Consider the following 9,296-nt stretch of genomic DNA (forward strand, 5'->3'; position numbering starts at 1 on the left):
CTGCGGTGATCGAACGCACATGTTTGAGGAATCAGCCAATCGGAAACCCCTGTGATCGCAGGGCGAAATCGTGGACTGAGACGTGAACAACGTCGTCGCGCACTCAGGACCGTACCTGTTGGCTGAGCGCAATCTTGCGGAGCGCGAGGCTGAGTATTCAGCAATAGGGAGGAATGCATGTCTGACAAGAGCGGCCCCGCAGAGGGCGTTGAAGGTGTCGTCGAGGGCGTCAAGGGCAAGGCCAAGGAAGTTATCGGTGCCGTGGCCGGCCAAGACGACCTGAAGCGCGAAGGCCAGGCGCAGCAGGACAAGGCGGACGCCCAGCGTGACGCGGCCGAGAAGGAAGCTCAGGCGGAGGCAGCCCGCGGCGGTGCCGACGCTGCCGAGCAGAAGCAGAAGGCCAACCAGTAGAGCTTGACGCGAAGAATGGGCCCAGTCCGATAAGGACTGGGCCCATTCGCGTTGCTATGCCTTTTTCTATGCCTTAGTGACGAGTTGACCGATCGGCGACTCGTCGATCTTCGCCAACAGTTCCGCGGGATTTTCGAAGATGACTGCGGCGCCGGCATTTCCGAGCTCGTCGCGGGAAACTCCGCCGCACAGCACACCGATGCACTTCAAGTCGGCGCGAGCACATGCTTCGGCATCCCAGATAGCGTCCCCGACGAAGACCGCCTGCTCGGCCGTCACGCCCGCGCGTTCCAGTGCGACATGGATGATGTCCGGCTTCGGTTTGGCGGTATCAACGTCCTCAGAGGAGGTCACCTCGGACACCAAGTCGTCGCTGTCGAGAACCTCGCGCAACACCGCTAATTCGTCTTCGGGAGCCGACGTGGCGAGTACCACCTGCAGACCCAGATCGGCTACCCGGCGCAGCAATTCACGCGCCCCCGGCAACGGGCGCAGCAGCGGCGTTGCTTCCTTGTAATAGCGGGAGTGCAGGTCTTTGAGCTCGCTCTGCACGTCCTCCGGCGCGTCGTCGGAAAGCGCTTTCACCAGGGTTGACCCGTCCATGCCAATGGACCGGTGGATGCGCCACGTCTCGACGTAGAGGCCCACCTCACCGAAGGCCCGCTGCCAGGCGTGGATATGTAGATAGTTGCTGTCGACCAGAGTTCCGTCTACGTCGAACAGTACGGATGGCTGTGCCAATTCGATTACCGTGCAATCACTTAGAAGACCAGGGCGGTGATCGCCAGGTCAGCGACCAACAGGGCTATACCTACCAGGGGAACGATAACGCCCCACCGACGCTTCGCGGTGAAGAACGAGGCGACGATGGTCAGTACCGCGACCACGGGCGCACCGTAGAACAGGACACCGTAGAGCAAACCGCTAGGGCCCAGGTGGGGGCATTGGGCCGCGCTGCAGGCCGCGACGCTCATCGCCGCACCCACTGCGAAGATCATCACCAGGATGGCTGCCGGGACAGTTAGCAGCGCCAGCACCCAGTTGAGCACCGCACGCCGCCGTTCACCGTGGCCGGTGTGGGGCGGTTGGGCGGGTTCGGCGGCGAGCACGTTAGTGGCCTCTTGGTTCTGCACGCTCATCAGCGCCTCCTTCGTGGCTGTCCAACGTTTGGGTTTCGACTACCCATGTCGACGGACCTGAAACCTGGCTCGGTGCCGTGCCGTTGCTCACAGCAGCGGCTATTTGGCCAGCTCCGGGGCTACTTCGGAGGCCCAGAACTCGAAGAATCGCTCCTGATCGGGCCCGATCTGCTGGACGTATACCTCGTCATAGCCGGCGTCAACGAATTCCCGGACCCGGTCGACATACGCCTCGACGTCTGGTCCACACGGTACCGATTCTTCAATCATCGTCGGCGTGACCAGGCTGGACGCTTGTTCGAAATGCGTTGGTGTCGGCAGTATCTGAGCTAGCTCACCGGGAAGCTGTTCGTTTGGCCAAAGCGAGTGCGCGGTTCGCACTCCCTCCTCTTTGGTAGGAGCATGGCAGACCTTGAATCCCGCCTGCATGGGCTTTCCCTCTCCCCCGGCCGACCGGAATGCGTCGATCAACTCGGCGGAGGTCTCGGTGCTGATATAGCCGTCCCCGATGCGGCCGGCCAACTGGCAGGAAAGCTCACCGAAGCCCGAAATGTACAGCGGTGTCGGCTTTTCCGGCAGAGTGTAGAGTCGCGCGTTCTCGACGGTGAAGTAACGGCCATGGTGGCTTACTTGTTCGCCGGTGAACAACTGCCGGATGACCGTAATGGCTTCCTCGAGCATCTCGCGTCGCACCTGCGCCGGCGGCCAGTGCTGGCCGATGATGTGCTCGTTGAGCGCTTCGCCGGTTCCCAGCCCGAGGATGAACCGACCTTGATGCTGCACCGAGGAGGTCGCAGCGGCTTGCGCGATCACGGCGGGATGTATGCGACCGATCGGACATGTCACCGCTGTCGTCACGGGCAGTTCGGTGGCTTGCGACAGCGCTCCGATGACGGACCAGACGAAAGGACTGTGTCCCTGGTTATCGTTCCAGGGGTGGAAGTGATCGGAGATCCATAATCGCGTGAATCCCGCACCCTCGGCTCGAACCGCCTGGCGAACCAACGCATTCGGGTCGAATTCTTCACAACTCAGGAAGTATCCCAGTGCCACCACGCGCAACGATTACCCAGATCCGCCGGCGATAACCTGCGAGTGTGCTGTCGCTACGACGGGTCGAGCGCGGCGCGGGCACTGCTCAAATCGTCGACGAACATCTGGTAGTTCTTGTCCCGGTCGTCGCTGCGGTCGCGTAGCAACGACGAGGGGTGCACCGTGGCGGTCACCACCGGCCGCGGCTGGACGTCGACACCCAAGGCCGACGGGAGTTGCAGCCGCTCGCCGCGTTGGGCGGTCACCCGAAAGGTGGTGCCCAGCAACGACTGTGCGGCGGTGGCACCCAAGCAGACGATGACATGTGGTCGCACCGCTTCGATCTCGGCAATGAGCCAGGGCTGGCAAGCCACGACCTCGATGCGCCCGGGTTTCTGATGGATCCGTCGCTTGCCGACTCTGTTGAACTTGAAATGCTTGACGGCATTGGTCTGATAGGTCACGGCGGGATCAATCTGTGCGTCGTCGAGGGCGCGGGCAAGGAGTCGGCCAGCCGGACCGACGAAGGGAAGCCCCTCTTGGTCCTCACGGTCCCCCGGCTGTTCGCCCACCAGCATGATCGGCGCATCGCCCTTGCCGTGGCCGAAAACAGTCTGCGTGGCGTCTTGGTAGAGATTGCAGCCGTGACAACCTTGCGCGGCGGCCTCCAGAGAACTCAACGCGTGGTCGTCCGGCAGGTAGCGCGCCGCTCCATCAACTCGTGCCGTCGCCATGCCGACGCATCCTCAACTGCGGCGGGCCCGGCGATTTGCTTTCTTGATTGCATCGACGAGTTCAGACTTGTTCATTGTCGACCGCCCCGGAACTTCGAGGCGGCGCGCGATGTGTTGCAAGTGCTTCTTGCTGGCATTCGCGTCGACGCCTTCTGCGGAAGGCAAGTCGTTGTCCGGACCGCCACTTTCGGCCCGCTTGTCCGACGGTCCTTTCTTGCCCTTGGCTTCCCAATGATCGCCGACCTTTTCGTAACTGTGTTTGACGGCGGCGTAAGCGACCCGGTGGGCGCGCTCCTCGCTGCCGTATTGCTCGGCCGCCGAATCGTGGGCTTTGGCGAATGTACGCTGCGCCTTGGCGTCCGAACGCCTTAGCGTGCTGGGTAACTCGTCTTTCTTAGCTGCACCGCTCTTAGTTGTCTTTGGCATGGTGAACCTCCCATTTCGGTCATCCCTCCGCTGATTGCTGCGCAACCGCGTAGGCAAGTTGCAGGAAGTCGGCTCCGGTCAGTGCGGTGAAGGTGCCCGCTACCAAGCGGGTGAAGCGGGGGGCGAAGATCAGGCCGATCGTGAAGCCGGTAGCTACCCACACGTCCAAGCAGAATGGGCAGGTCAACAACTCGCCGAGGCTATGCCGAATCTGGCTGGTGTTCCGGGTTTCTTCGATCACTTCGGACGGGCCGCCGGTGCCGGCGTACCGAGTGAACGGCGCCCGGATCGGGCTGGTCACCGATTCCTTGGTGATGGTCCTCGAGAGTTTGTGCGTGCCCAGCGAAATCGTGACGAGATCCTGTATCGGCCACCGCTCCGGCAGTTTGCGTCCAGTCAGGGCCGCCACCACCGCGCTGACCGCAACGACGACGAGATAAGCGCTCATCGTCACCACGTATCCGCCTAATGGACGGGGGTCATCGCCGCGATAATGGTCGGCTTCCTGACGCGCGCGGTCTATCACGTCGGCACCGATCTCTGCCGGTTCAGCCACTGGCGCTCCTTCTGGGGTTGTATCGCACGCCGAATACCCGTTTCCCCATCAGGCAATCTGTCATCCGGACGCTTTACGACTCGTATGGCGGGTACATGCGCTCTTTCAGCACTCGCGCCAGATGTGCGGCATTGCGAGCCGCCGTGGCCGTGGTCGACGCGATCTGCTCGGGCACCTCGTCAAGATCCTCGTAATTGGTTGACTCCATCGCGGGCCCATTCCAGTAAGTGCAACCCTGCGCGGGGATGCTGAACCCGATGTCGTTGAGGGCTTGGAACAAGTCGGCGACAACCTTGTGGGCGCCGTCCTCGTTACCCACCACGCTGACCAGCGCCACTTTGCCAACCATCACAGGGATTCCGCTGTCGTCGGTATTGGACAACTCGGCGTCCAGACGCTCCAGCACCCGCTGGGTCACGCTAGCCGGATGGCCAAGCCAGATCGGTGTGCTGATGAGCAAAATATCGGCATCGAGCACCTTGCTTCGGATCTCCGGCCACTGGTCGCCGTCTCCCATGTCGTCGTCGACACCCGGAGCGATGTTGAGGTCGACGCACCGAATCAGCTCGGTGGCGACGCCCGCCTTGCTCAATTCAGCGACGACGTGCTCAGCCATGAGCGCACTGCTCGACGGCTTGGGACTAGGTTTCAAACTGCAGATCAAGCCGACTGCGCGCAGCGGGACACCGGACTGTTCCACCATGGCCGTTTTGATACCCGGTGGGCCGGGCCTGAAACGCCTGGCATGGGTCACCGGAGTCGGGTGAGGGTACCCACGCGACATGGATCAGTCCCAAATGCCGCTGCTGGATGCGCTGCTCGACTACCGCCGCAAGGGCCGTTACGGGTTCACGCCGCCGGGTCACCGGCAGGGCGCAGGAACCGATCCCCGGGTACTCGCCGTTTTGGGCAAAGAGCCGTTCTTGGACGACGTGCTGGCCAGCAACGGGCTCGACGACCGCCTATCCCGGGGTAAGTATCTCGCGCGTGCCGAGGAACTGATGGCCGACGCGGTCGGAGCGGATACCGCGTTCTTCTCGACCTGCGGGAGCTCGTTGTCGGTCAAGGCGGCCATGTTGGCCGTAGCCGGCGGCGATTGAGGGGGACTTCTGGTCCCACGGGACAGCCACAAGTCAATCGTTGCCGGGTTGATTTTCTCCGGTGTGCGGCCCAGGTGGATCACTCCACGCTGGGACAGCGAGCGGCACTTCTCCCACCCGCCGTCACCCGACCAAGTCCGGAACGCCTGGGAGCACTACCCGGATGCCGCCGGTGCGCTGATCGTCAGTCCCAGCCCGTATGGCACTTGCGCGGACATCGCCGCCATTGCCGACGTCTGCCATGAACGCGGTAAGCCGCTCATCGTCGACGAAGCCTGGGGTGCGCATTTGCCTTTCCATGAGGACCTGCCGACTTGGGCGATGGATGCCGGTGCGGATGTTTGTGTGGTCAGCGTCCACAAGATGGGGGCCGGCTTCGAGCAGGGATCGGTATTCCACCTGCAAGGTGATCTCGTCGATCCCGATCGACTCTGCAAATGCGCGGACCTCTTGATGACGACCTGAATTCACGCCTGAGCGGGTGCCGTATCGCTCGTATTCCGAGCAGCCTTGCGCAGCGTGCGGTTCGTCGAGCGCAAGTGGCTATTGGCCGCGGAGAGTTCGGCGTTGTCGTCCTCGAGATTCAGGATGCGTGCGATGCCGGCCAAATTTACTCCGGCATCTAACAAGGCGCTGATGCGTTGCAGCCGGACCAGGTCGTCGGCGCTGTAGCGCCGTGTACCACCGTCACTACGTGCCGGGTTGAGCAAGCCGTGCCGCTCGTACAGACGCAGCGATTGCACCGGGATGCCGGACAGTTCGGCGGCAACGGAGATGCCGTATACGCCGTGGTTGGATGCCGGTGCGTTGTTATCGCTCGGACGGTCGATCATAGAAAACTTACATATCACACTTGCATTGATGTGTCGACCAGTGATATATGAAATCTATGTCGCATGACATAGGTAATCGCCGTCCCGAGTGCGGGACAGATGAGTGAAAGGTGACCGCCATGCTGATGCGTTCCGACCCGTTCCGTGACCTTGACCGGTTCGCCCAGCAAGTGCTCGGCACGGCAGCTAAGCCGGCTGTGATGCCCATGGATGCTTGGCGCGAAGGTGAGAAGTTCGTCGTCGAGTTCGACCTGCCCGGCATCGACCCGGACTCGCTCGACATCGACATCGAGCGCAACGTGGTGACCGTGCGAGCCGAACGACCCCCAGTCGACCCCAACCGGGAGATGTTGGCCACCGAGCGTCCACGCGGCGTATTCAGCCGACAGTTAGTACTCGGGGAGAACCTCGACACCGACCGCATCGAGGCCTCCTACAACGAAGGCGTTCTGAGCCTGCACATTCCGGTGGCCGAAAGGGCAAAGCCGCGCAAGATTTCGGTCGGTCGCGGCGGCGGACACAAGGTGATCGACGAAAAGAACGGTGCGCGCGAAGTCGTCAACGCCTGAAAACTGAGCGCGGCGACCCCCTAATTGGTCGCCGCGCTTCTCAGGCTGAGAACAATTTTGGATGCGACGCGAGGTCGGACCCTTGCGCGGGACCGTCACCGACACGATATTTTTAGACAACCTTGGCGTTGAGCATCCAGCGCCGCCAGTTTCGACTCCGCCACCTGGTGGCTTTCTTCGAACGCCGATGCGCCCCGTCTCCGGGTGGGCGCAGCAGCAAGCGATGGCGGCCGCGTTCCGCGCATATGACCCGAGGAGGGGCGAGACCCGCGATGAGTTGGGATCTTGACGGCCAGTCAGCCGCCGTTGAGCAAGCGCTGGCCGGCGGTTCCCCACAGCGGGTGGGATGGTTCCGGTTTTACTTCGCCGACCAGCGGTGGGAATGGTCCGATCAGGTGCAGCAGATGCACGGGTACGAACCTGGAACGGTCACTCCCACCACCGACTTGGTGCTCTCGCACAAGCATCCCGATGACCGTGGTCAAGTGGCGGCCGCCATCGACGACATTCTCGAGAACCGTAAAGCGTTCAGTACCCGCCACCGCATCATCGATACCCGCGGCGACATCCACCACGTCGTCGTGGTCGGCGACCAGCTCTGTGACGAGCGAGGAACGGTCATCGGATCGCACGGCTTCTACGTCGACGTTTCCCCGCACGAACAAGCCAGCGAGGACTTGGTGACCGCCAAGCTGGCCGAGATCACTCAGAACCGCGCCGGCATCGAGCAGGCTAAAGGCATGCTGATGCTGGTGTATGGCATCGACGGCGACGCCGCGTTCAACCTGCTGAAATGGCTGTCGCAAGAAGCCAACGTCAAGCTCCGGCCGTTGGCCGAGCAGATCGTCGAGGACTTCCGCGGCGCCGGCAAACCCTTCGAAGCTCAGTCGGAATTCGACCAACTGCTGTTGACCGCTCATTTTCGGGTCAGCGGCGTGGACGGCGCTGCGGTAGCACCAAGCTGAGCTGCGCGCTTGTCGCTTACCTCGCGCGTGTCCGTCGATCGGGGGACACGGCGTTCCTCCCCTGAGTGCCCGATCAGTCGACAGACACCGGCATCACGTCACGGCATCGTATGGGTGGTAGCAGCCGCACTCACGGGACGGGGATCGAGATGTTAGTTGCCGAGGCAATCAACACCACACAGTCGGTGGAGTCGCCCGCGTGGTACGAGGACAACGCCGACATGGCGGTCGAGCGCGCTATGCAGCAGTTACTTGACGCGTTGGGCATCAACGAGGGAGACCACACCGCCCAAACGCCGGCCCACGGTGCTCGTGCCTGGCGCGAGATGTTGTGGGGCTACAACGAGGTGCCCGAAGACCACCTCGACATAAACATGCCCGCTCCGGCCGAGCCAGGACTGGTGGTCATGCACGGCATCGCATTCACGTCGACGTGTGTCCACCATCTGTTGCCGTTCTCCGGCACCGCGACCATCGCCTACCGGCCGCGGCCCGGTCAGCGCGTCGCCGACTTGTCCGCGCTGACCCGGCTGGTGCACGGCTACGCCGCCCGCTTGCAAGTGCAGGAGCGAATCGGACACCAGGCCGCTGCCGGGCTCATGCGCAAGTTGAGCCCGTCGGGGGTCATGTGCGTGATCACCGCGCGGCACGACTGCACGAGGGCGGGTGGATCGCGCGTCGGCACCGCGGAAGTTACCACTGAGGCGCGTAAGGGCTCGTGGTCTGACGACGAAATTGCCTTGGTCCACCGCCTGCACGCGAGCAGCCGGTAAGCCGCCGAGGATTCAGCTCACGCCTGTTCGTTCTTCATCGCGTTGACCGTGTTCAGTACCCCTGCGATGTGGTCGTCGCTCAGCTTTTCCCCGTCGAAGACGTGGTTGAGCAAGACCTTGAGGTCGAGCATCTGTTGCAGATACACCAGGCACGGCGGGCACTCCTCGAGGTGCCTGGCCACGATCGGCCCCCACTGCGCGGGGTCGGACTCGACCAGGTCGTCGACCAGTCGGACGAAGTCGACGCAATCGATTGCCGGGACCATGTTGTCGTAACGGGTCATCGTTGATACCGCTTTTCCAATTCGTTTCGCAAATTCCCTCGGGCGCGATACAACAGGGCACGTTGCGCCTCGGCGGAAAGCTCTAAAATTCCGGCCGCCTCCTCTGCCGACGTACCCACCAGGTCCCGCAGGATGATCAGCTGTCGTTGCCGTACCGGAAGTGTGTCCAATGCCGCACGCACATAGCCCACGAGCTCCCGGGCCACCGTCTGGTCTTCCGGAAGGAACCGCCGAGACGGCGGCACACTCCAGTGCCCGGCATCGGGATGACCCGCGGGATGCATGCGGCCAGACAGCGGGTCCGCGTCGTCGGTGGCGAGCACTTCGTGGTTGCGAATTCTGGACTCACGACGCCGGTGCCCGGCCGCGGTGTTCTTGACGATGCCGAACAACCAGGTCGCCACCGACGAGCGTCCTTCAAAGGAACCGGAGGACTTGATCACCTGCACCCATGCCTCTTGCACCGCCTCTTCG

15 protein-coding genes and 1 pseudogene are annotated in these 9,296 nt (G+C 62.8%); 6 read left to right on the plus strand and 10 right to left on the minus strand.

Going from position 1 to position 9,296, the window contains the following annotated elements:
- Positions 1-177: 177 nt before the first annotated feature.
- Positions 178-411 (plus strand): general stress protein CsbD, encoded by a 234-nt coding sequence (locus tag A9W95_RS14315; protein ID WP_067413705.1) that lies wholly within the window; start codon positions 178-180, stop codon positions 409-411.
- Between the two features lie 66 nt (positions 412-477).
- Here the strand turns inward: A9W95_RS14315 and A9W95_RS14320 are convergent, their stop codons facing one another.
- The 7 genes from A9W95_RS14320 to A9W95_RS14350 all read right to left on the minus strand — a co-directional run bounded on the left by A9W95_RS14320 (position 478) and on the right by A9W95_RS14350 (position 4,914).
- The gene (locus A9W95_RS14320; RefSeq protein ID WP_371328069.1) at positions 478-1,152 is read right to left on the minus strand and encodes an HAD family hydrolase; all 675 of its coding nucleotides are present in this window, start codon (positions 1,150-1,152) and stop codon (positions 478-480) included.
- A gap of 20 nt (positions 1,153-1,172) precedes the next feature.
- The gene (locus tag A9W95_RS14325; RefSeq protein WP_253851655.1) at positions 1,173-1,550 is read right to left on the minus strand and encodes a hypothetical protein; all 378 of its coding nucleotides are present in this window, start codon (positions 1,548-1,550) and stop codon (positions 1,173-1,175) included.
- 99 nt (positions 1,551-1,649) lie between these two features.
- Complete coding sequence (locus A9W95_RS14330) at positions 1,650-2,606, minus strand: LLM class F420-dependent oxidoreductase (RefSeq protein ID WP_067413710.1); 957 nt, start codon at positions 2,604-2,606, stop codon at positions 1,650-1,652.
- 50 nt (positions 2,607-2,656) lie between these two features.
- A complete protein-coding gene (locus tag A9W95_RS14335) occupies positions 2,657-3,316 on the minus strand; it encodes a UdgX family uracil-DNA binding protein (RefSeq protein ID WP_067413712.1) in 660 nt (219 codons plus the stop codon).
- 12 nt (positions 3,317-3,328) lie between these two features.
- Positions 3,329-3,742 (minus strand): ChaB family protein, encoded by a 414-nt coding sequence (locus A9W95_RS14340; RefSeq protein WP_067413714.1) that lies wholly within the window; start codon positions 3,740-3,742, stop codon positions 3,329-3,331.
- Between the two features lie 19 nt (positions 3,743-3,761).
- Complete coding sequence (locus A9W95_RS14345) at positions 3,762-4,298, minus strand: DUF1360 domain-containing protein (RefSeq protein WP_067413717.1); 537 nt, start codon at positions 4,296-4,298, stop codon at positions 3,762-3,764.
- A gap of 73 nt (positions 4,299-4,371) precedes the next feature.
- Complete coding sequence (locus tag A9W95_RS14350) at positions 4,372-4,914, minus strand: flavodoxin family protein (protein WP_253851656.1); 543 nt, start codon at positions 4,912-4,914, stop codon at positions 4,372-4,374.
- Here A9W95_RS14350 and A9W95_RS28000 point away from each other — a divergent pair.
- Both A9W95_RS28000 and A9W95_RS14355 read left to right on the plus strand, forming a co-directional pair.
- Entirely contained in the window at positions 4,913-5,065 is a 153-nt protein-coding gene (locus A9W95_RS28000; protein WP_253851657.1) for a hypothetical protein, read from the plus strand. The two genes, A9W95_RS14350 and A9W95_RS28000, sit on opposite strands and share 2 nt — an antisense overlap.
- Positions 5,066-5,080: 15 nt before the next feature.
- Positions 5,081-5,860, plus strand: a pseudogene (locus tag A9W95_RS14355) (aminotransferase class I/II-fold pyridoxal phosphate-dependent enzyme); the annotation flags it as partial.
- 5 nt (positions 5,861-5,865) lie between these two features.
- On the opposite strand, the gene A9W95_RS14360 reads toward A9W95_RS14355, so the two are convergent.
- Entirely contained in the window at positions 5,866-6,231 is a 366-nt protein-coding gene (locus tag A9W95_RS14360; protein WP_067413722.1) for a helix-turn-helix transcriptional regulator, read from the minus strand.
- A gap of 119 nt (positions 6,232-6,350) precedes the next feature.
- Between A9W95_RS14360 and A9W95_RS14365 the strand changes: the two genes are divergently transcribed.
- From A9W95_RS14365 to folE, 3 genes are all read left to right on the plus strand, one after another.
- Positions 6,351-6,800, plus strand: a complete 450-nt coding sequence (locus A9W95_RS14365) for an Hsp20/alpha crystallin family protein (RefSeq protein WP_067413759.1) — start codon at positions 6,351-6,353, stop codon at positions 6,798-6,800.
- A gap of 272 nt (positions 6,801-7,072) precedes the next feature.
- A complete protein-coding gene (locus A9W95_RS14370) occupies positions 7,073-7,765 on the plus strand; it encodes a PAS and ANTAR domain-containing protein (protein ID WP_067413725.1) in 693 nt (230 codons plus the stop codon).
- A 149-nt stretch (positions 7,766-7,914) separates the two neighbouring features.
- The gene (gene folE / locus A9W95_RS14375) at positions 7,915-8,538 is read left to right on the plus strand and encodes a GTP cyclohydrolase I (protein ID WP_253851658.1); all 624 of its coding nucleotides are present in this window, start codon (positions 7,915-7,917) and stop codon (positions 8,536-8,538) included.
- Positions 8,539-8,555: 17 nt separating this feature from the next.
- Here the strand turns inward: folE and A9W95_RS14380 are convergent, their stop codons facing one another.
- Positions 8,556-8,822: a hypothetical protein gene (locus A9W95_RS14380; RefSeq protein ID WP_067413728.1), complete on the minus strand. Its 267-nt coding sequence runs from the start codon at positions 8,820-8,822 to the stop codon at positions 8,556-8,558.
- The coding region (locus A9W95_RS14385) for an RNA polymerase sigma factor (RefSeq protein WP_156746202.1) at positions 8,819-9,296 on the minus strand (478 nt) is incomplete at its 5' end. The genes A9W95_RS14385 and A9W95_RS14380, both read right to left, overlap by 4 nt.

Origin of the sequence: Mycobacterium sp. 1423905.2 (genome assembly GCF_001673155.1) — a bacterium.
Lineage (GTDB): Bacteria > Actinomycetota > Actinomycetes > Mycobacteriales > Mycobacteriaceae > Mycobacterium.

What these genes read in the sequence shown, in the direction of transcription:
- A9W95_RS14350 (WP_253851656.1), bottom strand. Translation starts at nt 4,914, where the DNA reads ATGGCTGAGCACGTCGTCGCTGAATTGAGCAAGGCGGGCGTCGCCACC.
- folE (WP_253851658.1), top strand. Translation starts at nt 7,915, where the DNA reads ATGTTAGTTGCCGAGGCAATCAACACCACACAGTCGGTGGAGTCGCCC.
- A9W95_RS14315 (WP_067413705.1), top strand. Translation starts at nt 178, where the DNA reads ATGTCTGACAAGAGCGGCCCCGCAGAGGGCGTTGAAGGTGTCGTCGAG.
- A9W95_RS14360 (WP_067413722.1), bottom strand. Translation starts at nt 6,231, where the DNA reads ATGATCGACCGTCCGAGCGATAACAACGCACCGGCATCCAACCACGGC.
- A9W95_RS14365 (WP_067413759.1), top strand. Translation starts at nt 6,351, where the DNA reads ATGCTGATGCGTTCCGACCCGTTCCGTGACCTTGACCGGTTCGCCCAG.
- A9W95_RS14380 (WP_067413728.1), bottom strand. Translation starts at nt 8,822, where the DNA reads ATGACCCGTTACGACAACATGGTCCCGGCAATCGATTGCGTCGACTTC.
- A9W95_RS14335 (WP_067413712.1), bottom strand. Translation starts at nt 3,316, where the DNA reads ATGGCGACGGCACGAGTTGATGGAGCGGCGCGCTACCTGCCGGACGAC.
- A9W95_RS14340 (WP_067413714.1), bottom strand. Translation starts at nt 3,742, where the DNA reads ATGCCAAAGACAACTAAGAGCGGTGCAGCTAAGAAAGACGAGTTACCC.
- A9W95_RS28000 (WP_253851657.1), top strand. Translation starts at nt 4,913, where the DNA reads ATGAGCGCACTGCTCGACGGCTTGGGACTAGGTTTCAAACTGCAGATC.
- A9W95_RS14325 (WP_253851655.1), bottom strand. Translation starts at nt 1,550, where the DNA reads ATGAGCGTGCAGAACCAAGAGGCCACTAACGTGCTCGCCGCCGAACCC.
- A9W95_RS14370 (WP_067413725.1), top strand. Translation starts at nt 7,073, where the DNA reads ATGAGTTGGGATCTTGACGGCCAGTCAGCCGCCGTTGAGCAAGCGCTG.